Below are 25,020 nucleotides of genomic sequence, written 5' to 3'. Positions count from 1 at the left end.
CGCGGTGCGAGGATGGCGGCATGACCGGGTTCCACGTCCCCGCGCGGCACGCCCGGCTCCTGGCCTACGCACGGAGCCTGACGCCGCCCTCGGGATGGAAGATCGAGGTGTCCGGCGACGAGATCGTCATGACGGCCGGTCCCGCACCCGTTCGCCTTCGACCTCGTCACCGGTGATCTGATCCGCTACCCGGCCGCCTGACCTTCCCGCGGGCCGGCGGCGGCCGTGGCGGCTAGGGCTTGTGGCCCACGCCGGCCCAGAAGGCGACCTCGGCGTCGGTGGGCTGGGCGGGCTGGTCGGGCCGCCAGAGGGGGGCGGTGACGAGGCCGGGTTCGGCCAGCTCCAGGCCGTCGAAGAAGCGCAGCACCTGTTCGCGGGTGCGCATGGTGAGCCGGGCGGAGGCGTTGCGGTAGACGGCCGGGCCCTTGGCCGCGTCGGCGGGGGCGGTGAAGTCGCCGGTGGCGTGCGAGAGCGCGAGCCGGCTGCCGGCGGGCAGGGCGTCGACGAGGGTGCGCACGATGCCGTGCGGGTCGTCCTGGTCGTCGATGAAGTGCAGGACGGCGAAGAGCAGCAGGCCCACGGGCCGCCCGGAGTCGAGGAGCGCGCGCACCTCGGGGGTCCGGAGGATCGCGGCCGGGTCGCGCAGGTCGGCCCGGACGACGGCGGTGCTCTCCGGGGTGGTCCCGCTGAGCAGGGCGCGGCTGTGCACCAGCACGATCGGGTCGTTGTCGAGGTAGACGACCCGGGCGTCGGGGTGGACGCGCTGGGCGACCTCGTGGGTGTTGCCGGCCGTGGGGATGCCGGTACCGATGTCGATGAACTGCCGGATGCCGTCGGCCGCGAGGTGGTGGACGGCCCGGCCGAGGAAGGCCCGGTTGGCGAGGGCGCTGATCCGCACCAGCGGGCTGAGCGCGAGGACCTTCTCGGCGGCCGCCCGGTCGGCGGGGAAGTTGTCCTTGCCGCCGAGGTAGTAGTCGTACATCCGGGCGGGGTGCGGGACGTCCGGGCGCAGGTCGGTGGGCATGCGCGGGCCGTCGGCCCCGCCGTCCGCCCAGTTTGCGACGATGTTCTGACGTTCGGTCATCCTCGGTCCCCCATCGGGCCGTTCCGGTCGTTCCCCGGGCAGCCTAGGCGCCGGGCGGGAACCGTACCCGCCACTTCCGGAAAGCGGCCCGATGGGGCAGCCACCCGGCGGGACCGGCACCGGGACCGGTGCGGCGGAGCCCCCCGCCGACGCCGGGGCCCCGGCCACCGGGGGCTCCCCCGCCGCCAGGGCCCCACCGCCGGGGGCTGCGGCGCACCGCCGTCCGTCAGAACGGGAAGCGGCTGCGCCCGTGCTGGATGGAGATCCACTTCACCGTGGTGAAGGCGTCCACCGTGGACTCGCCGTTCAGCCGGCCCACGCCCGAGTTCTTCTCGCCGCCGAAGGGCACCACGGCCTCGTCGGCGATCGTGCCGTCGTTGACGTGGATCATGCCGGTCTCGATCCGCTGCGCCACCCGCACGCCGCGCTCGACGTCCGCGGTGTGGACGGCGCCGCTGAGGCCGAAGGGGGTGTCGTTGGCGATCCGGACGGCCTCGTCCTCGCCGTCGAAGGGCACCACCAGGACGACGGGGCCGAAGAGTTCGCGCCGGAGGATGGGCGCGTCGGCCGGCAGGTCGCCGAGGACGACCGGGGCCATCAGGCTGCCGTTGGTCTCGCCGCGCAGCAGGGCGGTGGCGCCGGCGGCGATCGCCTGGTCGACCTGGGCGGTGATGGAGTCGACCTGGACGGGGTTGATCAGCGGGCCGAGCTGGGTGGCCGGGTCCCTGGGGTCGCCGACCCGCAGGGTGGCGACCTTGGCGACGAACTTCTCGGTGAACTCGTCGGCGACGCTGCGGTCGACCAGCACCCGGTTGGCGGCCATGCAGACCTGGCCCTGGTGGACGAAGCGGCTGAACACGGCGGCGTCCACCGCGTAGTCGAGGTCGGCGTCGTCGAGGACGATCAGTGCGCTGTTGCCGCCGAGTTCGAGCACGGTCCGCTTGAAGTGCGAGGCGGCGACGGTGGCGACGTGCCGGCCGACCTTGTCGGAGCCGGTGAAGGAGATCACCTTGGGCACGGGGTGCTCGATGAAGGCGTCGCCGATCTCGGCGATGTCGGTGATCACGACGTTGAGCAGGCCGGCCGGCAGGCCCGCCTCCTCGAAGATCCTGGCGATGAGGGTGCCGCCGACGACCGGGGTCTCCTGGTGCGGCTTGAGCACGACGCCGTTGCCGAGCGCCAGCGCCGGGGCGACCGCCTTGACCGACAGGAACAGCGGGAAGTTGAACGGGCTGATCACCCCGACCACGCCGACCGGCAGGCGGTAGAGGCGGTTCTCCTTGCCGTCCACCGGCGAGGGCAGCAGCCGGCCCTCGGCGCGCAGCGAGAGCTGCATCGACTCGCGCAGCATGTCCTTGGTGAGGGCGAGTTCGAAGCCGGCCTTGAGGGCGGTGCCGCCCAGCTCGGCCGTGATCGCCTCGGTGATCTCCTGCTCGCGCTCCTCGATGATGCGCAGCGCGCGCTCGAAGACCAGGCGGCGGGCGTAGGGGTTGGTGGCGGCCCACTCCTTCTGCGCCCGCTCGGCGGCCCGGTAGGCCTGGTCGACCTCTTCGACGGTGGCGACGGTGATGCCGGCGAGCTTGTCGCCGGTGTAGGGGTCGACGTCGACGATGTCCCAGGAGCCGCTGCCCGCCCGCCATTCGCCGTCGATGTACTGCAGCGCCAACTCGGAAAGGTACGACATCTGATCCCTCTCGTGCCGATTCGGGAAGACGGCCAGGCCCTCCCCCGATCAGATCTGATCAGGCCTCATCGTACTTATGCTTCACAGCTCTTGGCGTACGGAGCGGAGAAGTTCCCGGGTCCGCTCGGGGGAGAGTCCGTCGGCCGCCAGGCCGTCCATCGCGCCCGCGTACTCGGCCACCTCGGCGGGCTTGTCCAGGTACAGCGCGGTGGTGAACTGCTCCAGGTAGACGACGTCCGCGAGCTCCGGCTCGGCGAAGCCGAGCACCGAGAAGGCGCCGCCCTCCGCGCGCAGCCCGCCGAAGCCGAGCGGCATCACCTGGAGGACCACGTTGGGCAGTTCGGTCAGCTCCAGCAGCCGGTCGATCTGGGCCCGCATCGCCTCCGGGCCGCCCCAGGGGCGGCGCAGCGCGGCCTCGTCGAGGACGGCGAGCAGTCGTGGCGCCCGCTCCGCGGTGAGCACCTTCTGGCGCCTCAGCCGGACGTCGACCCGCCGCTCGACCTCGTCCGCCTCGGTGACGTGCCCGCCGTGCGTGATGACGGCCCGGGCGTAGTCGGCGGTCTGCAGCAGCCCGTGGACGAACTGGACCTCGTAGCTGCGGATGTCGGAGGCGGCCTCCTCCAGCCCGAGGTAGGTCTGGAACCAGCCGGGCAGCACGTCGCCGTACGCGTGCCACCAGGACGTCGCGTTGGCGTCGCGGACCAGGCCGAGGACACCGGCCCGCTCCTGCTCGGCCTCGACGCCGTACAGGGTGAGGAGGTCGGCGACGTCGCGCTCCTTGAAGCCGACCCGGCCGAGTTCCATGCGGCTGATCTTCGACTCCGAGGCGCGGATCGAGTAGCCGGCCTCCTCGCGGCTGACGCCCCTGGCCTCCCGCAGCCTTCGCAGCTGGGAGCCCAGCAGGAGGCGCCGTACTGTGGCGCCCCCGCCCGCCTGGGTCATGCTCATCCCGTCAACCTCCGCACCTCGCGCAGCCCCCCGGCCGTCGGCCGCAGTCTGCCACCTGGCACCGACAAACAACAGTCCGTCAGCCGAGGCGTTCGAGGCGCAGCAATCCGGGCACCGCGGCCAGGCTCAGCACCAGCAGGAACAGCCAGGGCCAGGCGGCGCCGTGGGAGAGGAGGAGGGTGAGCAGGGCGGGGGCGACGGCCTGGCCGGTGTTCCAGGAGAGCTGGTAGACGGCGAGGTAGCGGCCGCGGCGGGCGGGGTCGGCGAGCGAGACGCTGAGCTCCTCGGCGTAGGGGGTGGCGACGGTCTCGGCGAGGTTGAAGACCGCCATCGCGGTGAACAGGCCGGCGGTCACGATCCAGCCGGGTGCGGCGGCCATCAGGGCGAAGAGGCCGAAGGAGAGCGCGTTGAGCAGGGCGCCGGCGGCGACCACCCGGGTCGGCCGGAACCGTTCCAGCCGGCGGGCCACCGCGTTCTGGGTGAGCACCACCTGGACGCCGTTGAGGACGAGCAGCGATCCGGCCAGCCAGGCCTCGCGGTGCAGGCCCTCGGTGAGGTAGACGGCGAGCAGCATGCTGATGATCATCGAGCCGAAGACGAAGGCCAGGTGGACGACGACCAGCAGCAGGTAGCGCCGGTCCCGCAGCACCGCCCGGTAGCCGCCGTCCCGTTGCCCCTCCGCCCCCGGCGCCGTCCGCCCCGCGGAGGCTGCGGATGCCGCGGACGCCGTGGGCTCCGCGGCGGCCGGCCGCCAGGAGGCCAGCAGGCCCGCCGCCACCGCGTAGCTGGCCGCGTTGAGGACCACCAGCGCCCGCAGCCCGCCCGTCCCGTCTCCGGCCACCAGGACGGCGCCGAGCGCCCCGCCGAGCCCCATCCCGGTGTTGCGCAGCGTCTGCACCAGCGCGAACCAGCGGGTCCGCTCGCCCTCGGCGGAGGCCAGCACCACCAGGCCGGTGCTGGAGGTCCAGTAGGAGACGTGCCCGATCTGGGCGAGCAGGCAGACCAGCACGATCTGCCAGACCTGCCCGGCGAGCAGGAAGCCGCCGTAGGCGAGCGCGGAGAGCGCGTTGCCGCAGGCCGCCACCGGGCGGGCGCCGTACCGGTCGATGAGCGGGCCGACGGCGATCGCGGTGGGCAGGGCGACCAGCCGGGCGGTGGTGACCGCGGCGCCGATGGCGGCCAGGGTCAGGCTGGTGGTGCGGGCGAAGTAGACGAGGGTGAAGGCGAGGATCAGCCCGGTGCCGAGGCTGTCGACGAGGTGGGCCCCGATCAGGCGGTGGCGGCCGGCGGTCTCCGGGAGGCCGAGCCGGTCCCGGAGCGGGGGGAGCGTGGCGGTGGTCATGGACCGAGCCTCCCGGCGATGGGATGCTGCGCCCAGAGATTCCATCATGATCGAATCTCAGCCGAATCCGGCCGGATCCCTATCGGCCCCCGACCGGATCCCGACCGCTTCCGTACCGGAGACACCCGTGCTCACCTTGGACTTCTCGGCCCAGGACCTCGCCGCCACCCGCTTCGCCGGCTCGCGCGTGGTCGAGGTGGTGATGAGCGTCCAGGTGCTCAAGGACCCCGGCGCCAAGGCCGTCCACCTGCCGTGGGTGCGCCGGGCCCGCGAGCGGCTGGCGGCCGGCGGGGTCCGCTACGAGCTGCTGTCGCAGCTGGTGCCGATGCCGGCCTGGCACCTGCCGCAGTTCCTGACCGCCCTGCCGGCCGCCACCGCGCCCGGCATCGAGGCCGAGCTCGCCGCGCTGACGGCCACCGCGCCGGACGTCGTCCGGGCCGAACTGGACCTGGTCGGGCAGCCGTTGCCGCCGCTGGTGGCCGGGCTGTACGCCGATCCGGGGCCCGGGCTGGAGCGGCTGGCCGGTGAGGTCCGGGCGTACTGGTCGGCGGCCGTGGAGCCGTACTGGGGCCGGATCGTCCGGCTGGTCGAGGGCGAGATCCTCTACCGGGCACGGCGGATGGCGGCCGACGGCCCGGCGGCGCTCTTCGACGGCCTGCACCCGAAGGTGCGGTGGCAGGACGGCCGGATGACGGTGGCGCAGCGGCGGTACGAGATCGAGCGGCGGCTGGACGGCGGACGCGGCCTGGTGCTGGTGCCGTCGGTGTTCATCTGGCCGGGCATGGTCTGGCAGGTGGAGCCCGAGGGACAGCCCGGGCTGGTCTATCCGCCGCGCGGGGTGGCCACGCTCTGGGAGAGCGCCGGCGCCACCGCTCCGGACGGGCTGGCCGGCGTGCTGGGCCGCACCCGGGCCCGGCTGCTCGCCGAGCTGGAGTCGCCGGCCTCGACCAGTGAGCTCGCCGCCCGCACCGGCGGCTCCCCGGCGAACGTCTCGCACCACCTCACCGCCCTGCGCGAGGCCGGCCTGCTGGCCCGCCACCGCACCGGGCGCACGGTGCTCTACGCCCGTACCGAGGCGGCCGAGCTGCTGCTCCGCGGCTGAGCCGTAGGGGCGCGCCGGCGAGCGGGCGCACGGCCGGACCGGGCCCGTGCGGCTCCGTCCCCGAAGGCCCGGCTCTCCGGGAACGCGAAACGGCGCCCGCCCTCCACTGGTCGGGGAGAGGGCAGGCGCCATGGCACCGTGCAGGCCCGGCGACGCTGGCGGGGGCAGCGGCTCGAACTCCCGGTGATGCGGCACCGGGCGATCAGGGGGTCCGGACCCGCCGGCGGTGGGGCCGCCGGCGGGCTCGGGTGTACGTCAGACCACCAGCGGGCGGTCCGTCGGACGGATCGGGGCGGGCAGCGGGGTCTTGCCGCCCAGGTAGCGGTCCACCGCGGCGGCGGCCGAACGGCCCTCCGCGATGGCCCAGACGATCAGCGACTGGCCTCGGCCGGCGTCGCCGCAGACGTAGACGCCATCGACGTTGGTGGCGAACTTTCCGTCCCGGGCCACATTACCCCGGGCGTCCAGCTCGACGCCCAGCTGCTCGACCAGGCCGTTCTTCACGTCCGTGCCGGTGAAGCCCATCGCCAGGGTGACCAGCTGCGCCGGGATGGCGCGCTCGGTGCCGGGCACCGGCTCGAAGCGGCCGTCCTTGAACTCGACCTCGACGAGGTGCAGCTCCTGGACGTTGCCGTCCTCGTCGCCGCTGAAGTGGGTGGTGTTGACGGAGTAAACCCGCTCACCGCCCTCCTCGTGGGCCGAGGTGACCTTGTAGGTCATCGGCATGGTCGGCCAGGGCTGGTGGCCGGGGCGCGAGTCGCCCGGACGCGGCATGATCTCCAGCTGGGTGACCGAGGCCGCCCCCTGGCGCAGCGCGGTGCCGAGGCAGTCGGCACCGGTGTCGCCGCCGCCGATGACGATGACGTGCTTGCCCTTGGCGCTGATCGGCGGCTCGACGAAGTCGCCCTCCTGCACCTTGTTGGCCAGCGGCAGGTACTCCATGGCCTGGTGGATGCCCTTGAGCTCACGCCCGGGCACCGGCAGGTCGCGGGCGGTGGTGGCGCCGGCGGCGACGACGACGGCGTCGAAGCGCTCGCGCAGCTGCTGCCCGGTGATGTCCTCGCCCACGTGGACGCCGGTGCGGAACCGGGTGCCCTCCGCGCGCATCTGCTCGATGCGGCGGTTGATGTGGCGCTTCTCCATCTTGAACTCGGGGATGCCGTAGCGCAGCAGGCCGCCGACGCGGTCGGCGCGCTCGTACACCACGACGGTGTGCCCGGCCCGGGTGAGCTGCTGGGCGACCGCCAGGCCGGCCGGGCCGGAGCCGACGACGGCCACGGTCTTGCCGGAGAGGCGCTCCGGGACCTGCGGCGTGACGCCGCCGTTGTCCCAGGCCTTGTCGATGATGGTGACCTCGACGTTCTTGATGGTCACCGCGTCCTGGTTGATGCCGAGGACGCACGCGGACTCGCAGGGCGCCGGGCAGAGCCGCCCGGTGAACTCCGGGAAGTTGTTCGTCGCGTGCAGGCGCTCGATGGCGCCGGCGAAGTCGTCCCGGTAGGCGAGGTCGTTCCACTCGGGGATGAGGTTCCCGAGCGGGCAGCCGTTGTGGCAGAACGGGATGCCGCAGTCCATGCAGCGGCCGGCCTGCTTGGTGATGATCGGCAGGAGGCTGCGCTCGACGTAGACCTCGTTCCAGTCCCGCAGACGGACGTCCACGGGCCGGCGCTCGGCCAGCTGCTTGCCGGTGGTCAGGAAGCCCTTGGGGTCAGCCACGTGCCGCCTCCATCATCTTGCGAGTGGTCTCGGCCTCGGAGAGGCCATCGCGCTCAGCGGCGTCCTTGGCGGCGAGCACTGCCTTGTAGTCGGTCGGCATGATCTTGGAGAAGCGGGAGACCCCGCCGCCCCAGTCGGCCAGGAGCTCGGCGGCCACGGTGGAGCCGGTCTCCTCGTAGTGCTGCTGCACGGTCTCGCGCAGCCAGTCGCGGTCGGCGGCGGTCGGGGCCTCGATGCCCACCATGCCGTCGTTCACGTTGGCGGGGCGCAGGTCCAGCACGTAGGCGATGCCGCCGGACATGCCCGCCGCCAGGTTGCGGCCGGTCTCGCCGAGGATGACGACCCGGCCGCCGGTCATGTACTCCAGGCCGTGGTCGCCCACGCCCTCGACCACCAGGGTCGCACCGGAGTTGCGGACGGCGAAACGCTCGCCGGCCTTGCCGCGCAGGTGGACGCGGCCGCTGGTGGCGCCGTAGCCGATGGTGTTGCCGGCGATGACGTGGTTCTGCGCGTCGGCGCCGATCGCGGCGGCGTCGCGGGCCGGCCGGACGACGACCACGCCGCCGGAGAGGCCCTTGCCGACGTAGTCGTTGGCGTCGCCCTCCAGGCGCAGCGTCACACCGCGCGGCACGAAGGCGCCGAACGACTGGCCGGCCGAGCCGGTGAAGGTGACGTCGATGGTGCCCTCGGGCAGGCCCTCGCCGCGGTACCGCTTGGTCACCTCGTGGCCGAGCATGGTGCCGACCGTGCGGTTGACGTTGCGGATCGGCAGCTGGATGCGGACGGCGTCGCCGCGCTCCAGGGCGTCCTCGGCGAGCTCGATCAGCTGGTTGTCCAGGGCCTTGTCGAGCGCGTGGTCCTGCGTGGTGGTGCAGTGCAGGGCCGCGCCCTCGGGCAGCTCGGGGACGTGGAAGAGCGGGGCCAGGTCGAGCCCGGCGGCCTTCCAGTGGTCGATCGCGGCCTGGGCGTTGATGTGCTCGGCGTGGCCGACGGCCTCCTCGATCGAGCGGAAGCCCAGCTCCGCCAGGATCTCCCGGACCTCCTCCGCGATGAACTCGAAGAAGTTGACCACGAACTCGGGCTTGCCGGAGAAGCGGTCGCGCAGCACCGGGTTCTGGGTGGCGACGCCGACCGGGCAGGTGTCGAGGTGGCAGACGCGCATCATGATGCAGCCGGAGACGACCAGCGGGGCGGTCGCGAAGCCGAACTCCTCGGCGCCCAGCAGCGCGGCGATGACGACGTCGCGGCCGGTCTTGAGCTGGCCGTCGGTCTGGACGACGATGCGGTCGCGCAGGCCGTTGAGCAGCAGGGTCTGCTGGGTCTCGGCGAGACCGAGCTCCCAGGGGCCGCCCGCGTGCTTCAGCGAGGTCAGCGGCGAGGCGCCGGTGCCGCCGTCGTGACCGGAGACCAGCACCACGTCGGCGTGCGCCTTGGAGACGCCCGCGGCGACGGTGCCGACGCCGACCTCGGAGACCAGCTTCACGTGGATGCGGGCCGCCGGGTTGGCGTTCTTCAGGTCGTGGATCAGCTGGGCGAGATCCTCGATGGAGTAGATGTCGTGGTGCGGCGGCGGGGAGATCAGGCCGACGCCCGGGGTGGAGTGACGGGTCTTGGCGACCCACGGGTAGACCTTGTGGCCGGGCAGCTGGCCGCCCTCGCCGGGCTTGGCGCCCTGGGCCATCTTGATCTGGATGTCGTCCGCGTTGACCAGGTACTCGGAGGTGACGCCGAACCGGCCGGAGGCGACCTGCTTGATCGCCGAGCGGCGCTCGGGGTCGTACAGACGGTCCGGGTCCTCGCCGCCCTCACCGGTGTTGGACTTGCCGCCGAGGCGGTTCATCGCGATGGCCAGGGTCTCGTGCGCCTCGCGGGAGATCGAGCCGTACGACATGGCGCCGGTGGAGAAGCGCTTGACGATCTCGGAGACCGGCTCGACCTCGTCGACGGGGACCGGGGTACGGCCGAGGCCGTCCAGCTGGAACAGGCCGCGCAGCGTCATCAGCCGCTCGGACTGCTCGTTCACCCGGTCCGTGTACTGCTTGAAGATGTCGTACCGGCGGTTGCGGGTGGAGTGCTGGAGGCGGAAGACGGTGTCCGGGTCGAACAGGTGCGGCTCGCCCTCGCGGCGCCACTGGTACTCGCCGCCGATGTCCAGCGCGCGGTGCGCGGCGGGGATGCCGGAGGCCGGGTACGCCTTGGCGTGGCGGGCGGCCACCTCCTTGGCGATCTCGTCCAGGCCGATGCCGCCGAGCTTGGTGGTGGTGCCGGCGAAGTAGGCGCCGACCAGCTCCCGGGAGAGGCCGATCGCCTCGAAGACCTGCGCGCCGCGGTAGGAGGCGACGGTGGAGATGCCCATCTTGGACATGACCTTGAGCACGCCCTTGCCGAGCGCCTTGATCAGGTTCTTGATGGCCTTCTCGGGCTCGACGCCCTGGATGAAGACGCCCTGGGCGACGAGGTCCTCGACGGACTCCATGGCCAGGTAGGGGTTGACCGCGCCGGCGCCGTAGCCGATGAGCAGCGCGACGTGGTGCACCTCGCGGACGTCGCCGGCCTCGACCAGCAGCGACACCTGGGTGCGCTGCTTGGTGCGGATCAGGTGGTGGTGGATCGCGGAGGTGAGCAGCAGCGAGGGGATCGGGGCGTGCTCGGCGTCGGAGTGCCGGTCGGAGAGCACGACGATCCGGGCGCCGTCGGCGATCGCGGCGTCGGCCTCGGCGGCGATCTCGGCCAGCCGGGCGGCCAGGCCCTCGCCGCCGGTGGAGACCTTGTACAGGCCGGACAGGGTGACGGCCTTGAGGCCGGGCTGGTCGCCGTCGGCGTTGATGTGGACCAGCTTGGCCAGCTCGTCGTTGTCGATCACCGGGAAGGTGATGCCGACGGAACGGCAGGCGGCGGCCTCGGCGGCCAGCAGGTTGCCCTCGGGGCCGAGGTTGGACAGCAGCGAGGTGACGAGCTCCTCGCGGATGGCGTCCAGCGGCGGGTTGGTGACCTGCGCGAAGAGCTGCACGAAGTAGTCGAACAGCAGGCGCGGCTTCTCGGAGAGCGCGGCGATCGGGCTGTCGGTGCCCATCGAACCGAGCGCCTCGCCGCCGGTCTTCGCCATCGGCGCCAGGATGACCCGCAGCTCCTCCTCGGTGTAGCCGAAGGTCTGCTGACGGCGCGTCACCGAGGCGTGGGTGTGCGCGATGTGCTCGCGCTCGGGCAGCTTGGCGAGCTGGATCTGACCGCCGGCGACCCACTCCTCGTAGGGGTGCTCGGAGGCCAGCGCCGACTTGATCTCCTCGTCCTCGACGATGCGGTGCTCCGCGGTGTCGATGAGGAACATCCGGCCGGGCTGGAGGCGGCCCTTCCTGGCGACCTTCTCCTGCTCGATGTCGAGCACGCCGACCTCGGAGGAGAGGACGACCAGGCCGTCCTCGGTGATCCAGTAGCGGGCCGGGCGCAGGCCGTTGCGGTCGAGCACGGCGCCGATCTGGGTGCCGTCGGTGAAGGTGACGCAGGCCGGACCGTCCCAGGGCTCCATCAGGTTGGAGTGGTACTGGTAGAACGCGCGGCGGGCCGGGTCCATGGTGGCGTGGTTCTCCCACGCCTCCGGGATCATCATCAGCACCGAGTGCGGCAGCGAGCGGCCGCCGAGGTGGAGCAGCTCCAGGACCTCGTCGAAGGAGGCCGAGTCGGAGTGGTCCGGGGTGCAGACCGGGAAGATGCGGCTCAGGTCGCCGGGGATCAGGTCGGTGGCGAGCTGGGACTCCCGGGCGGTCATCCAGTTCCGGTTGCCCTTGACCGTGTTGATCTCGCCGTTGTGCGCGACGAAGCGGTACGGGTGGGCGAGCGGCCAGCTCGGGAAGGTGTTGGTGGAGAACCGCGAGTGCACCAGACCGAGCGCGGAGGCGTAGAGCCGGTCCGACAGGTCGGGGAAGAAGGGCTCCAGCTGGCCGGTGGTCAGCATGCCCTTGTAGACGATGGTGCGCGCGGAGAGCGACGGGAAGTAGACACCGGCCTCGCGCTCGGAGCGCTTGCGGACGACGAAGGCGAGCCGGTCCAGGGCTATCCCGCTGGTCTCCCCCTGCGACAGGAAGACCTGGCGGAAGCGCGGCATCACGCTGCGGGCGGTGGCGCCCAGCAGGTCCGGGCTGACCGGGACGTCGCGCCAGCCGAGGACGGTGAGGCCCTCCTCGGCGGCGATGGCCTCGATCTGCGCGACGGCGGCGGCGGAGGCCGCGTCCTCGTCGGGCAGGAAGGCGATGCCGACCGCGTACGAGCCGGCGGCGGGCAGCTCGAAGGAGACCTTGGTGCGCAGGAACGCGTCCGGGACCTGGGTCAGGATGCCCGCGCCGTCACCGGAGTCCGGCTCGGCGCCGGTGGCGCCGCGGTGCTCCAGGTTGCGCAGGACGGTCAGCGCCTGCTCGACGATCTTGTGGTCGGCGATGCCGGTCAGCGTGGCGACGAAACCGACGCCGCAGGCGTCGTGCTCGTTTCGCGGGTCGTACAGGCCCTGAGCAGCAGGTCGCGCATCCGGAACGAGCGCGTACGGCGGGCGCGCTGCGCCGGCCTGGGGCTCGTTGGCGGAGTGCATGGATGCAGACAGCATCGGCTCTCCCGTCGTCGTCATTCGAGGTGCTTGTTGCAGTAGGGACGACGTTGGCCCTGATGCGATTTCGTGCAAGTTACATGATGCCCAAGATCCCGGGAAGCGGAATATCGCGTCCACATCGCGGACGGATGCGCAGGTCAAGGGCGCAGTGAGAGGACGTGCCACAGTGCACGTCCCGACGATTGTGCCCGGCGTGGGGCCGTTCGAAACAGGGGCGAAATCCCCCGGCCACAGAAGCCGATCAAGGTCTCCTGCGATTCCATTCCCGGAGTCGGCCCCGGGATGCGAATTCGCGGCTCCGGAGCCCGGATGATGAGACTAGGCCAGGCGGCCTCCCCACACCATGTGCGGAACGTCACGCGTTCCGCCGCATAATCATGCACCGTGCTGTACCATCCCACGACGCCGCCGGCGGGCCGCCCGGCCGGCTTCCGCCGCCCGGCGGCCTGCCCGCCGGTCAGCCGACCTGTCCGCCGATCAGCCACCCCAGCAGGAACGTCACCCCGGCCGCCGCGCCGCCCAGCACCAGCTGCCGCAGCCCGCTGAACCACCAGGAGCGGGCCGTCACCCTGGCCACCACCGCGCCGCAGGCGAAGAGGCCGGCCACGGAGAGCAGCAGCGCCGGCAGCAGCGAGGTCGCGCCCAGCAGGTACGGCAGCAGCGGCAGCAGCGCGCCGACCGCGAAGCAGACGAACGAGGAACCGGCCGCGACCCACGGCGAGGGCAGGTCGTGGGGGTCGACGCCCAGCTCCTCCCGGACGTGGACCTCCAGCGTCCGGTTCGGGTCGGCGGAGAGCTGGCGGGCCACCTCGTGCGCCAGCTCGGGCTCCACCCCGCGCGCCACGTAGAGCTGGGCCAGCTCGGCCAGCTCGCCCTGCGGGTTGCGGCTCAGCTCCAGCCGCTCGGCCTCGATCTCGGCCTGGACCAGCTCGCGCTGCGAGGCCACCGAGGTGTACTCCCCCGCCGCCATCGAGCAGGCACCGGCCGCCAGCCCGGCGAGGCCGGTGAGCACCACCGTGCCGCTGGAGACCGCGCCGCCGACCACGCCGGTCATCAGCGCGAAGTTGGAGACCAGGCCGTCCATCGCGCCGAACACGGCCGGCCGCAGCCACCCGCCGTTCACGTCGCGGTGGTGCCCGGCCGCGGGTATGCGGGGGTGGCTCACGGCCTCGGGTTCCAGGGTGGTCACGCTCACGGGGGTCCCCTCCGTTCGATTGGTCTGCCTCGAACGTAGCCCTCCTGACCTGGGCATTTCCAGCAAAGTAAGGCTGTCCGAACAGCACTCCGGCCGCCCTTCGCGAGGATCGCGGGGGCGGCCGGAGGAACGGGAAAGTCGCAGGTCAGGTGAGGTTCTCGGCGTCCTTGCCGGTCTTGTCGGCGGCCACCGCGGCGGGCTCCGCGTCCGTCTTTTTGTCCACGGGCCGGGACGGCTTCCCGTCCGCGGGGGTCTCCTGCGCCGCCGCGGGGGCCTCCGGGCCCGCGTCGGCGGCGGCCTCGAGGTCGTGCGCCATCGGGTCGATGCTCGCCGGGTCCTCGCGGCCGGGCCGCTTCTTCCCCACGATCACGAGGTACGCGACGGCGCCCAGGAAGACCACGATCGCCACCCAGTCGTTGAGCCGCAGCCCGAAGAAGGTGTGCGCCTCGTCGATGCGCAGCCACTCGGTCCAGAACCGGCCCACCGTGTACGCGGCCACGTACAGCGCGAAGGCCCGGCCGTGGCCGAGGGTGAACCGGCGGTCCGCCCAGATCACCAGCAGCGCGACCCCGACGCACCAGATCGACTCGTAGAGGAAGGTCGGGTGGTAGGTCCCCGTGACGACCTGGCCGTTCGGCAGCGTCTTGTGGATCTCCAGGCCCCACGGCAGCGTGGTCTCCCGGCCGTACAGCTCCTGGTTGAACCAGTTGCCCCAGCGGCCGAGGGCCTGCGCCAGCGCGATGCCCGGCGCGATCGCGTCGGCGTACGCGGGCAGCGGCACGCCCCGGCGGCGGGCGCCGATCCAGGCGCCGACCGCGCCCAGCGCGATCGCGCCCCAGATCCCGAGGCCGCCCTCCCAGATCTTGAAGGCGTTCCAGGGGTTCCTGCCCTCGCCGAAGTACAGCTGGTTGTCGGTGATCACGTGGTACAGCCGGCCGCCGACCAGGCCGAACGGCACAGCCCAGACGGCGATGTCGCCGACCGTGTGCTTGCCACCGCCCCGGGCGACCCAGCGCTTGCTGCCGAGCCAGACGGCCACGACGACACCGAGGATGATGCAGAAGGCGTAGGCGCGCAGCGGGATCGGTCCGAGGTACAGGACGCCCCGCGACGGGCTGGGAATGTAGGCGATATCCATGGCAGCTCCGACGCTACAGGGTCGGCGGCCCGCCCCGGGCACCCCAGGGGTCACAGATCCCGAACAACGCGGTACCCGCGGCGGCGCGCCGCCCCCTCCGGACGGGGAGGGGGCGGCGGCGGGCGGCCGGGCGGGCGGTTTCTCAGCCGGCGGACGGCGAGGGGTTGTTGCTCTCCGAGGCGGTGCTCGTCGGCGCCGGGGACTGGCCGTGCGAGCCGGCCGCGGCGGGCTGCTTGCCCTGGTTGGCGGCGTCCACCCACTTCACCAGGTCCTGCGGGGTGATCTCCTCGGTGCCGTTCTTCGGGTAGATCGGCTGGCCGTTGAGCAGCACCGTCGGCGTCGACTTGTAGGTGGACTTGTCGAAGTCCTGCTGGACGGCCGAGACCCACCCGCCGAACTTGTTGTCGTTGACGCAGGCCTCGAAGGCGGGGGTGTCCAGGCCCTCGACCTGCTTGGCCAGGTTGATCAGCACGGCCTTGTTGCCGAAGGCGTCGCTGGTCTCGTCCGGCTGGTTGCGGTAGAGCACGTCGTGGTAGTCGCGGAAGTGCCCGGCGTCCTGGGCGCAGGCCAGCGCGTTGGCCGCGTACTTCGAGCCCTTGCCCGGCACGGCCCGGTCGATGAACGACACGATGTGGTAGTTGGTGGCGATCTTGCCGGCGTCCTCCAGCTGGTCGACCGTCGGCGAGAACTCGCGCTCGAAGCTGCCGCAGGCGGGGCAGCGCGGGTCCTCGTAGACGGTGAGCACGGACGGCGCGTCGGCCGCGCCGACCGGGATGACCAGGTTCTTGTCACCGGTCGTGCCGGCCGGGGCCGCGGTCGGGGTCTCCGGCTTGGACCGCTCGTTCTGCACCACCACGCCGGTGATCACGGCGGCGGCGATCACCGCCAGCACCACCCCGCCGACCACCAGCTTCTTCTTCCGCCTGCCGCGGGCCTCGTCGGCCGCCCGCTCCGCCAGCATCCGCTCGCGGGCGGTGCGCTTGCCTTCTCGGTTCTTCTCGCTCATCTGCATTGACATCCACAATCGGGGGACTGGTCGGGGTGGGTGCGGGGTGCCCGCCGGTCAGGTCGCCAGCCAGCCGTCCACGGAGAACCTGGTGCGGGGCCGCCAGATCAGCCGGCCGGCCAGCACCAGGAAGCCGGTGTCGCGCAGGATCTCCTGGAGGTACTCGGTCTTCGAGGCGTCCACCGCCCCGCCGCCGCCGAAGCAGCCGCAGTCGATCGAGATGCCGCGCGCCCAGGCGGAGGCGATCCCCCCGATGAACGCGAGCAGCAGCACCGCGGAGACCGCGGCCACCAGCCGCACCCCCAGGCCGATCAGCAGCAGCAGCGCGAGCGCCAGCTCCAGGAAGGGCAGGGCGTACCCCACCGGTTTCACCAGCGACTCGGGCAGGATCTCGTACGCCCGCACGGCCTGGGCGGCCTCCGCCGGGTCGGCGATCTTGGCCAGCCCGGCCCAGCCCCAGACCACCGCGAGGCCCAGCCGCGCCGCCGTACTGACCCACTCCGTCCACACCGCACCGCTGCGCGACGCCGGTCCGGCCGCCATAGAGGTAACCCCCTCGGAAAACACCTTCACGCCCTGATGAACCGTAAGGACTGAAGGGTGGTTCCTCCATATTCAGGAATTAAGCCGAATGAGTGACACCTTGTGAGGTTCTGTCCTGTTCCCGGCTAGCGGCCGTTCGTACCGCATCCGGGCGGCCGCCCCCGGTCCTCCAGCCCCGGCCGCCCCTGCGGACGCGACCTGGCGGCCCTGGCCAGCGCCTCCACCCGGGCCGCCTGCGCGCAGACGTACGCCTCCCGCTCGGCGCGCTCCGCACCCCGCTTGGCCAGCGCCTCCCCCACCACGGTGTGGTCCGCCCCGACCGCGGCCCCCAGCACCAGCACGGCCGCGGCCGCCCGCAGCAGAACCGCTCGCTGGAGACCAGGCACCGGCGGACCCCTTCCGTTCGCTCCACGTGCCGCGCACGTCGTTCGTGCACTCGTCCCTCCACTCAACGCCCGTCAACCCCCGCTGATGCGACGGAGCGCACTGTTCACCCGTTCGGGTTCCCGCGGGCACGACGACGGCCCGCCGCCCCCGGCGAACGGGGGCGACGGGCCGTCGTGGAGCGGTGCCTACCTGCGGCGGACGCCCTCCGCCAGCTCGCCGGCCAGGGTACGGACGGCCGCCAGCGCGGCCTGTTCGTCACCGTCGGCGTCCAGGATCCGCTGGACGAAGGCGGAGCCGACGATGACGCCGTCGGCGAAGCCGGCCACCTGGGCGGCCTGGTCGGCCGTCGAGACGCCGAGGCCGACGCAGACCGGCAGGTCGGTGGTGGCCCGGGTCCGGGCGACCAGGTCCTCGGCGAGGTCGCCGACCTGGGCCCGGGAGCCGGTCACGCCCATCACCGCGGCCGCGTAGACGAAGCCGGAGCCCGCCGCGGTGACCTCGGCGAGGCGCTTGTCCTTGCTGCTCGGGGCGACCACGAAGACGGTGTCGAGACCGTGCTCGTCCGCCGCCTTGCGCCACTCCTCGGACTCCTCCACCGGCAGGTCCGGCAGGATGCAGCCGGTGCCGCCGGCGGCGGCCAGGTCGGCCGCGAACCGCGCGGTGCCGTAGCGCTCCACCGGGTTCCAGTAGGTCATGACCAGCACCGCCGCCCCGGGGTGGGCGCCGGCCACCTCCTGGACGGTGCGCAGCACGTCCTTGATCCGCACGCCGGCCCGCAGCGCGATGTCGTCGGCGGTCTGGATGGTCGGGCCGTCCAGCACCGGGTCGGAGTGCGGCAGGCCGACCTCGACGACGTCGCAGCCGCCCTCGACCAGCGCGTTGACGGCGCGCACGCCGCCGTCCACGCTCGGGAAGCCGGCCGGCAGGTAGCCGATCAGCGCGGCGCGGTTCTCCGCCTTGGCGGCGGCCAGGATGCCGCTGAGCTTCGAAGCCATGGTCACTTACCCCCGTTGCCGGCGCCGTCGGCCGGCTTGTCGCCGGCCCCGTCGTACAGGCCGAAGTACTCGGCCGCGGTGTGCATGTCCTTGTCGCCGCGTCCGGAGAGCGAGACCAGGATGGTGGCCCCGGGCCCGAGCTCGCGGCCCAGCTCCAGCGCGCCGGCCAGCGCGTGGGCGCTCTCGATGGCCGGGATGATGCCCTCGGTGCGGGACAGCAGCCGCAGTGCCTGCATGGCGGCGTCGTCGGTGACCGGGCGGTACTCGGCCCGGCCGGTGTCCTTCAGCCAGGCGTGCTCCGGGCCGACGCCGGGGTAGTCGAGGCCGGCCGAGATGGAGTGCGACTCGATGGTCTGGCCGTCCTCGTCCTGGAGGACGTAGGTGCGGGAGCCGTGCAGCACGCCCGGGTCGCCCTTGGTCAGGGTGGCGGCGTGCTTCGGGGTCTCGGCGCCCTCGCCGGCCGCCTCGCAGCCGATCAGGCGCACGTCCGCGTCCGGGATGAACTCGTGGAAGATGCCCATCGCGTTGGAGCCGCCGCCGACGCAGGCGACGACGGCGTCCGGCAGCCTGCCGGTCCGGTCGAGGACCTGCTGCCTGGCCTCGACGCCGATGACCCGGTGGAAGTCCCGGACCATCATCGGGAACGGGTGCGGGCCGGCCACCGTGCCGAACAGGTAGTGGGTGGAGTCGACGTTGGCGACCCAGTCGCGGAAGGCCTCGTTGATGGCGTCCTTGAGGGTGCGGCTGCCGGACTTCACCGAGACGACCTCGGCGCCGAGCATCCGCATCCGGGCGACGTTCAGCGCCTGGCGCTGCGTGTCGACCTCGCCCATGTAGATGGTGCAGTCGAAGCCGAACAGCGCGCAGGCGGTGGCGGTGGCCACGCCGTGCTGGCCGGCGCCGGTCTCGGCGATGATCCGGGTCTTGCCCATCCGCCGGGTGAGCAGCGCCTGGCCCAGCACGTTGTTGATCTTGTGCGAGCCGGTGTGGTTGAGGTCCTCGCGCTTGAGCAGGACGCGCGCGCCGCCCGCCTCCGCGGAGAAGCGGTGCACGTCGGTGAGCGGGCTGGGACGGCCGGTGTAGTCCTTGAGCAGCGCGTCCAGCTCGGCGGCGAAGGCCGGGTCGGCCTTGGCCTTCTCGTACTCCTCGGCGACCTGCTCCACGGCGGCGACCAGCGCCTCCGGGATGAAGCGGCCCCCGTAGGCGCCGAAGTAGCCGCGGGCGTCCGGCACCTCGGCGCCGGGCAGGTAGTCCTTCTCGGACATGGTGAAGTCCTTCTGGAAGATGACGGCAGTGACGTCGGAACGGCTGGTTCAGCCGCGCGTCCTGCGCCATCGCCGGCCCTGCACCTGCCCGGGCTCGCAGCCGATCACGTAGCGCACCCGCCTGCCCAGCACCCGGCGTGCGGGCGCGCGGCAGCCGCGCGGGCGGCAGCCGGGGGCGAGACGGGAGGCGAGTTTCATGGCGGCGGGGTCAGTCCTTGTGCCGCAGGGCGGGGTGGGCACCGGCCGCGACCAGGTCGGCCACGGCGGCGCGCGGGTCCTTGCCGGTCACCAGCGACTCGCCGACCAGCACCGCGTCGGCGCCGAGGTTGGCGTAGGAGATCACGTCCAGCGGGCCCCGCACGCCGGACTCGGCGACCTTGACGATGCCGTCCGGGATCGCGTGGACGACGTTGCCGAAGGTGTTGCGGTCCACTTCGAGGGTCTTCAGGTTGCGGGCGTTGACGCCGATGATCCTCGCGCCGGCGTCCACCGCGCGGGCGATCTCCTCCTCGTCGTGCACCTCGACCAGCGGGGTGAGGCCGATCGACTCGGCGCGCTCGATCAGCGACACGAGGGCCGGCTGGTCGAGGGCGGCGACGATCAGCAGCGCGAGGTCGGCGCCGTGGGCGCGGGCCTCCCACAGCTGGTAGGCGGTGACGATGAAGTCCTTGCGCAGCAGCGGGGTGTCCACCGCGGCGCGGACGGCGTCCAGGTCGGCGAGCGACCCGCCGAAGCGGCGCTGCTCGGTCAGGACGCTGATCGCGGCGGCACCGCCGGCCGCGTAGTCGGCCGCCAGGGCGGCCGGGTCGGCGATCGCGGCCAGTGCACCCTTGGACGGGCTGGAGCGCTTGACCTCGCAGATCACCCGCACGCCGTCGCCCTTGAGGGCGGCGACGCCGTCCTTGGCGTCCGGGGCCTTGGCGGCGAGCTCCTTGAGCTCGTCCAGGGAGACCCGGGCCTGCCGTTCGGCGAGGTCCTCGCGGACCCCGTCGATGATCGTGTCGAGCACACTCACGCGAGCGCCCCCATCATTAATCTGCTAGTCGTTCTAGCGATGAGCCGGGGGGCCATGAGGGCCACCGGCCCTTCGATGGTATCGGCACCCGGGGGCGCGGGGCGCATCCGCCCGGCGCGCGTCTCGCGGAACGGACGCCCCCAACGGCGGCTCCGAACTGCGGTTTCACCGTATTCACACCGAGTGTCCAGCTCAGACCGACGCCGGCGCCAGCCCCGCCCCGACCGGCAGGTTGCGCACCACCGTGAAGACCAGCAGGAGCAGCGCCACCAGCACCCAGCGCCGCGCACCGAGCGCGAGCCGCGGCGCCGGCCCGCCGCGCACCGCCGCCCACACCCAGCGCAGCCAGAGCACCGCCAGCACCGCGAACAGCAGCACCGCGGGCGCGTTGTCGTGCAGCGCGCCGCTGAGGTCCCCATGGGTGAGCGCGTGGACGCAGCGCAGTCCGCCGCAGCCCGGGCACCACCAGCCGGTGAGCATCAGGAACGGGCAGGTCGGGTAGTGGCCGGGGGCGTTCGGGTCCACCGCGGCGACGTACACGGTGGGGGCGGCCACCGCGGCCAGGGCGGTCAGCGGCGCGCCCAGCCGGCGCAGGACGGGCGGCCGGGCAGGGGCGGCGGAGGAGGCGGTCACGCCCCTGATTCTGCCCGTCCGGTGCGGTCGGCGGGCACCGTGACACAGCGGGGCGGCAGACCGCGCCCGGGCGGGAAACGGAAACGGCGGGCAGGCGCCCGCCGTTCACAGGGTTCCGGGGAGGTCAGGCGGCGGCCAGCGCGGCCTGCTCCTCCGGGGTGTACACCATGGTGCTGGGCTGCTTGCCCATGCCCGCCATCGACATGGCCTTGCCGACCACGCCACCGATCAGGACGACCGCCAGGCCGGCACAGACCAGCAGCACCGACGGCAGGATCATCGCGACACCCGCGATCGCAAAACCGACGAAGGCGATGGTCACGCCGGTCCAGGCGGCGGGGTTGTGGCCGTGTGCTGCTGCTGCCATCTGATGCTGCTCCTTGGTTCTCCGGGGCCCGGCCGGGCCTGCCGGCCCCTGGCGGGTTGACGTGTTCCATTGTGCCGGGCCACACACCGGCGCCCCAAGGCGGGTACTCGTCTATCGGGTCACACTGCGCCCGCACCGCGGCCACCGGGCGGCGGGCACCGTCGCGCCGCGGCGCGACGCCTCAGAGCGCGGTCGGGTCCTCGCCGCGGTCCAGCGCCTTCCAGAGGTCGGCCGGGGACTCCGCGGCCTTCGCCGGCGCCTTGCGGGTGGGGGCCTCGTAGCGGCTGCCCATGGCCGGCCAGCCGCGCCCGTACCAGGTGGTGAGCAGCCCGGCCAGCGCCAGCAGCACCCCGCCGAGCAGGGCCACCCAGGGCCAGGCGGTGTGGGTGATCCCGGCCGCCGTGGTGCCGGAGAGGGCGAGCTTGCGGGCCGCCTCGCCGTCCAGCGCGGCGGTGTCGCCCGCCCCGGCCGCGGCGGCGGCCGCCGCCCCGAGACCGGCGAGGAGCGTCAGCGCCCCGACCGCGACCCGACCGGCGCCGCGCACCGCGAACACCGCGACGGCCGCCGCCAGCGCCACCAGCGCCAGCCCGCCGGGCAGCTCGGAGATCCTCCCGCCGGTGACGGACACCTTCAGGGTGCCGGCCACGCCCTCGGCCCAGACCCGGCCGACGGCGGTCAGCACCAGCACCGCGCCCAGCACGGTCAGCAGCAGCATCAGGCCGAGCGTGCGCCGCCCGGCCTTGGCGGGGGCGGCGGGATCGGCTTCGGCACGGGACTGGGTAGGAACGCTCACCCGTCCACTATCCCCCGCCCGGCCCCCGGGCCCGCACCCGGGGTCGGCGGCCCGGCGGGAAAGTCGTCGGTGCGCAGCACGAGCGTCCGTCCCGGCAGCGGCAGGAACAGGTCGTTGCCGAACGGCACCCGCTCCGCCTCCCGGTACGTCCCGCCCTGCAGCGGGTGGCTGTGCACCGTGCAGACCGCCGCGGCCGGGTCGACCACCACGTACAGCGGGATCCCGGAGGCGGCGAGGTACCGCTGTTTGCGGACGAAGTCGTCGTCCTGGCGCGAGCGCGGGACGACCTCCAGCACCGCCTCCAGGTCACGCGCCTCGAACCGCTGCCGGGCGTTGCGCCGCGCGCCGGGCGCGACCAGGGCGAGGTCCGGCGCGTAGCCGTACTGCGGGGACGGGAAGTCCACGACGACGCCGGAGAGCACGGTGCCGTGCCCGGCGAGCTGCTCGCGGACCTGCTGTTCGGCGCCCCGGACGACGCCCGGCTGCTCCGCCGTCCGCGGCGTCATGATGATCTTCCCTGCGGTGATCTCCACCTGGTACCCGCGCGGGATCCTCACACCCTCCAGGGCGTCCCAGGCCGATCCGGCGTTTTGCTCCTCCGACATCCCGCCTCCTTGCCGCGGCTCACAGCGTCGGCGTGCGCAGCGTATTCGCGGTGGCCACCGCCCGCAGGACGGCCGCGGCCTTGTTGCGGCACTCGGTGTCCTCGCCGTGCGGGTCCGAGTCGGCGACCACGCCCGCACCCGCCTGCACGTACGCGGTGCCGTCGCGCAGGACGGCGGTGCGGATGGCGATCGCGGTGTCGGAGTCCCCGGCGAAGTCCAGGTAGCCGACGCAGCCGCCGTACAGGCCCCGGCGGGTGGGCTCCAGTTCCTCGATGATGCGCATGGCGCGCGGCTTCGGCGCGCCGGAGAGGGTGCCCGCGGGGAAGCAGGCGGTCAGCACGTCGAAGGCGGTCCGCCCCTCGGCGACCTTGCCGGTGACCGTGGAGACGATGTGCATGACGTGGCTGTACCGCTCGATCTGCATGAAGTCGACCACCTCGACGCTGCCCGGCTCGCAGACCCGCCCGAGGTCGTTGCGGCCGAGGTCGACCAGCATCAGGTGCTCGGCCCGCTCCTTGGGGTCGGCGAGCAGCTCGGCGGCCAGCCCGGCGTCCTCGTGCGGGGTGGCGCCGCGGTGCCGGGTGCCGGCGATCGGGTGCAGCATCGCCTCGCCCTCGGTGACCTTGACCAGGGCCTCCGGGCTGGAGCCGACCACGTCGAAGCCGCCCTCGGCCCCGCCGTCCGGGCCGGGGAACCGGAAGAGGTACATGTACGGGCTGGGGTTGGTGGTGCGCAGCACGCGGTAGACGTCCAGCGCGGAGGCGGGGCAGGGGGCCTCGAACCGCTGCGAGGGCACCACCTGGAACGCCTCGCCGGCCCTGATCCGCTCCTTGACCTCCTCGACGGCGGCCCGGTACGGCTCGCCGCCGAACGGCGAGCGGACCTCGCCGGGGCCGGACGGGGTGAAGGTGGCCAGGCCCGGGTCGACCGGCTGCAGCAGGTCGGCCTCCATCGCGTCGAGCCGGGCCACCGCGTCCGCGTAGGCCTCGTCGACGCCGCTGGCCAGGTCGTTGTGGTTGACCGCGTTGGCGATCAGCAGCACGGTGCCGTCGGCGTGGTCCAGGACCGCGAGGTCGGTGGCCAGCAGCATGGTCAGCTCGGGGAGCTTCAGGTCGTCCGGGTTGAGGTCGGGCAGCTTCTCCAGCCGGCGGACGACGTCGTAGCCGAGGTAGCCGACCAGGCCGCCGGTGAGCGGGGGCAGGCCGTCGTCGGTGTGGCGCGGGGTGTGCAGCGCCACCAGGGTGGCGCGCAGCACCTCCAGCGGGTCGCCGGTGGTGGGGATGCCGACCGGCGGGGTGCCGTGCCAGCGGGCCTCGCCGTCCTCGCCGGCGGTGAGCACGGCCGCGCTGCGGACGCCGACGAAGGAGTACCGGGACCAGCTGCGGCCCTGCTCGGCGGACTCCAGCAGGAAGGTGCCGGGGCGCTCGCCGCCGAGGCTGCGGTAGAGGCCGATCGGGGTGAGGCCGTCCGCGAGGAGCCTGCGGGTGACCGGGATGACCCGGGTGTCGACGGCGAGCTTGCGGAAGGCTTCGAGGTCCATGGCGGGCGGCACCTTAAAGGGTAGGAACGGGTCAGGAGAGCGGGAGCACGTCGGCGTCGAAGCAGGTGCGGTCGCCGGTGTGGCAGGCGGCGCCGGTCTGGTCCACCCGGACCAGCAGGGTGTCGCCGTCGCAGTCCAGCGCGACCGACTTGACCTTCTGGACGTGGCCGGAGGTGTCGCCCTTGACCCAGTACTCGCGGCGGCTGCGGCTCCAGTAGGTGCAGCGGCCGGTGGTGAGGGTGCGGTGCAGCGCCTCGTCGTCCATCCAGCCCAGCATCAGGACCTCACCGGTGTCGTACTGCTGCGCGACGGCCGGGAGCAGGCCGTCGTCGGTGCGCTTGAGCCGGGCGGCGATCGCGGGGTCCAGGGCGGTGGAGCCGGGGGCGGCGGGCGTGGTGGGGGTGGACATGGGGCCATTGTGTCAGCCCGGCCCGGCCCGCCGGTCCCCCGTCCGGATCGCGGCCGGGCCGGCGGGCGCGCGTGGACGGGGGACCGGCGGGCGGGCGGACCTCCCGTCGGGGCCCGGCCGTTCAGAGCGGCCGCTCGCAGCCGGCGGGCCAGATCCGGTGGACGAAGAGCCCGGCCCGCTGCGCCAGTGCAGCGACCCGGGCGGGCTCGCTGCCGGGCCCGCCGTCCCAGACCGCGATCAGTTCGTCGATCATGCCGACCATGGCCCGCCCGGTGTCGTCACCGAGACCGCCGTGCTCGGGCGCGGCCAGCCGGTGGACGGCGTTGGCCTCGTTCATCAGCCGCATCCGGGTGCCCCGGTGCGCGTCGTCGGCGCGGCCCACGACGGGCGCCCCCGCGGGGACGATGACCTCGAGCTTGCCGCCGTGCTCCAGTACCGACCTGGCGAACCAGGTCTCCGGGCCCTCGTCGGCGCAGGTGACGCCGACCAGTTCGTACGGGCCGAAGGTGGTGACCAGCTTCCAGAGGTCCCCGCGGACCAGCATCTCGGTGATGCCACCCGACAGGCCCCGGTGACCGGTGATTCCGACGCGCATCCGCATGCTCCTGGGATCGTGCCGTGCCGGGGCGAGCCTATCCGAACGCCGGCCGCCCGCC

The 25,020-nt window shown here is 73.1% G+C and carries 23 protein-coding genes; 1 reads left to right on the top strand and 22 read right to left on the bottom strand.

Annotated elements, in window-relative coordinates; all coding sequences use genetic code 11:
• Nucleotides 1–232 precede the first annotated feature (232 nt).
• The 4 genes from J5Y04_RS12340 to J5Y04_RS12325 form a co-directional block, all read right to left on the bottom strand.
• Nucleotides 233–1,084, bottom strand: coding sequence for an SAM-dependent methyltransferase (locus J5Y04_RS12340; RefSeq protein ID WP_209412010.1), 852 nt, complete (start codon nt 1,082–1,084; stop codon nt 233–235).
• Between the two features lie 226 nt (nt 1,085–1,310).
• Nucleotides 1,311–2,768, bottom strand: coding sequence for an aldehyde dehydrogenase family protein (locus J5Y04_RS12335; protein ID WP_209412009.1), 1,458 nt, complete (start codon nt 2,766–2,768; stop codon nt 1,311–1,313).
• Between the two features lie 81 nt (nt 2,769–2,849).
• The gene (locus tag J5Y04_RS12330; protein WP_209412008.1) at nt 2,850–3,716 is read right to left on the bottom strand and encodes a helix-turn-helix transcriptional regulator; all 867 of its coding nucleotides are present in this window, start codon (nt 3,714–3,716) and stop codon (nt 2,850–2,852) included.
• Between the two features lie 79 nt (nt 3,717–3,795).
• Complete coding sequence (locus J5Y04_RS12325; protein ID WP_209412007.1) at nt 3,796–5,058, bottom strand: MFS transporter; 1,263 nt, start codon at nt 5,056–5,058, stop codon at nt 3,796–3,798.
• A 127-nt stretch (nt 5,059–5,185) separates the two neighbouring features.
• Between J5Y04_RS12325 and J5Y04_RS12320 the strand changes: the two genes are divergently transcribed.
• Nucleotides 5,186–6,160, top strand: a complete 975-nt coding sequence (locus J5Y04_RS12320) for a winged helix-turn-helix domain-containing protein (RefSeq protein WP_307853075.1) — start codon at nt 5,186–5,188, stop codon at nt 6,158–6,160.
• A gap of 255 nt (nt 6,161–6,415) precedes the next feature.
• Here J5Y04_RS12320 and J5Y04_RS12315 read toward each other — a convergent pair whose 3' ends face one another.
• The 18 genes from J5Y04_RS12315 to J5Y04_RS12230 all read right to left on the bottom strand — a co-directional run bounded on the left by J5Y04_RS12315 (nt 6,416) and on the right by J5Y04_RS12230 (nt 24,959).
• Entirely contained in the window at nt 6,416–7,876 is a 1,461-nt protein-coding gene (locus J5Y04_RS12315) for a glutamate synthase subunit beta (protein ID WP_209412005.1), read from the bottom strand.
• Entirely contained in the window at nt 7,869–12,455 is a 4,587-nt protein-coding gene (gltB, locus tag J5Y04_RS12310; protein ID WP_209412113.1) for a glutamate synthase large subunit, read from the bottom strand. The genes J5Y04_RS12315 and gltB overlap by 8 nt, the downstream gene beginning before the upstream one ends.
• A gap of 475 nt (nt 12,456–12,930) precedes the next feature.
• On the bottom strand, nt 12,931–13,662 hold the full coding sequence (locus tag J5Y04_RS12305; protein WP_374106010.1) for a VIT1/CCC1 transporter family protein: 732 nt from the start codon (nt 13,660–13,662) through the stop codon (nt 12,931–12,933).
• A gap of 151 nt (nt 13,663–13,813) precedes the next feature.
• Nucleotides 13,814–14,806 (bottom strand): prolipoprotein diacylglyceryl transferase, encoded by a 993-nt coding sequence (lgt, locus tag J5Y04_RS12300; protein ID WP_209412004.1) that lies wholly within the window; start codon nt 14,804–14,806, stop codon nt 13,814–13,816.
• Between the two features lie 142 nt (nt 14,807–14,948).
• Complete coding sequence (locus J5Y04_RS12295; protein WP_209412003.1) at nt 14,949–15,812, bottom strand: thioredoxin domain-containing protein; 864 nt, start codon at nt 15,810–15,812, stop codon at nt 14,949–14,951.
• Between the two features lie 57 nt (nt 15,813–15,869).
• On the bottom strand, nt 15,870–16,355 hold the full coding sequence (locus J5Y04_RS12290) for a MauE/DoxX family redox-associated membrane protein (protein WP_209412002.1): 486 nt from the start codon (nt 16,353–16,355) through the stop codon (nt 15,870–15,872).
• A gap of 125 nt (nt 16,356–16,480) precedes the next feature.
• A complete protein-coding gene (locus J5Y04_RS12285) occupies nt 16,481–16,741 on the bottom strand; it encodes a hypothetical protein (protein WP_209412001.1) in 261 nt (86 codons plus the stop codon).
• Between the two features lie 186 nt (nt 16,742–16,927).
• Nucleotides 16,928–17,737 carry a tryptophan synthase subunit alpha gene (trpA, locus tag J5Y04_RS12280; RefSeq protein WP_209412000.1) on the bottom strand — a complete coding sequence of 270 codons (810 nt, stop codon included), beginning with the start codon at nt 17,735–17,737 and terminating at the stop codon, nt 16,928–16,930.
• Between the two features lie 2 nt (nt 17,738–17,739).
• Nucleotides 17,740–19,002, bottom strand: coding sequence for a tryptophan synthase subunit beta (gene trpB / locus J5Y04_RS12275; RefSeq protein ID WP_209411999.1), 1,263 nt, complete (start codon nt 19,000–19,002; stop codon nt 17,740–17,742).
• A 48-nt stretch (nt 19,003–19,050) separates the two neighbouring features.
• Nucleotides 19,051–19,200 carry a tryptophan biosynthesis modulator TrpM gene (gene trpM / locus J5Y04_RS12270; protein WP_174315761.1) on the bottom strand — a complete coding sequence of 50 codons (150 nt, stop codon included), beginning with the start codon at nt 19,198–19,200 and terminating at the stop codon, nt 19,051–19,053.
• 10 nt (nt 19,201–19,210) lie between these two features.
• Nucleotides 19,211–20,017, bottom strand: a complete 807-nt coding sequence (gene trpC, locus J5Y04_RS12265) for an indole-3-glycerol phosphate synthase TrpC (RefSeq protein ID WP_209411998.1) — start codon at nt 20,015–20,017, stop codon at nt 19,211–19,213.
• Between the two features lie 192 nt (nt 20,018–20,209).
• Nucleotides 20,210–20,650 (bottom strand): DUF2752 domain-containing protein, encoded by a 441-nt coding sequence (locus J5Y04_RS12260; protein ID WP_209411997.1) that lies wholly within the window; start codon nt 20,648–20,650, stop codon nt 20,210–20,212.
• Between the two features lie 124 nt (nt 20,651–20,774).
• Nucleotides 20,775–21,017 (bottom strand): HGxxPAAW family protein, encoded by a 243-nt coding sequence (locus J5Y04_RS12255; protein ID WP_209411996.1) that lies wholly within the window; start codon nt 21,015–21,017, stop codon nt 20,775–20,777.
• A 181-nt stretch (nt 21,018–21,198) separates the two neighbouring features.
• Complete coding sequence (locus J5Y04_RS12250; RefSeq protein ID WP_209411995.1) at nt 21,199–21,810, bottom strand: TIGR02234 family membrane protein; 612 nt, start codon at nt 21,808–21,810, stop codon at nt 21,199–21,201.
• Complete coding sequence (locus tag J5Y04_RS12245; RefSeq protein ID WP_209411994.1) at nt 21,807–22,415, bottom strand: Uma2 family endonuclease; 609 nt, start codon at nt 22,413–22,415, stop codon at nt 21,807–21,809. Before J5Y04_RS12245 ends, J5Y04_RS12250 begins: the two co-directional genes overlap by 4 nt.
• A gap of 19 nt (nt 22,416–22,434) precedes the next feature.
• Nucleotides 22,435–23,955, bottom strand: a complete 1,521-nt coding sequence (locus J5Y04_RS12240) for an anthranilate synthase component I (RefSeq protein WP_209411993.1) — start codon at nt 23,953–23,955, stop codon at nt 22,435–22,437.
• Between the two features lie 31 nt (nt 23,956–23,986).
• Nucleotides 23,987–24,364: a phosphoribosyl-AMP cyclohydrolase gene (hisI, locus tag J5Y04_RS12235; protein WP_209411992.1), complete on the bottom strand. Its 378-nt coding sequence runs from the start codon at nt 24,362–24,364 to the stop codon at nt 23,987–23,989.
• A 121-nt stretch (nt 24,365–24,485) separates the two neighbouring features.
• Complete coding sequence (locus tag J5Y04_RS12230) at nt 24,486–24,959, bottom strand: hypothetical protein (RefSeq protein ID WP_209411991.1); 474 nt, start codon at nt 24,957–24,959, stop codon at nt 24,486–24,488.
• Between the last annotated feature and the right edge of the window lie 61 nt (nt 24,960–25,020).

The organism is Kitasatospora sp. RG8 (assembly GCF_017813315.1).
Classification (GTDB): domain Bacteria; phylum Actinomycetota; class Actinomycetes; order Streptomycetales; family Streptomycetaceae; genus Kitasatospora.
This window is presented reverse-complemented; position numbering and strand designations above follow the sequence as displayed.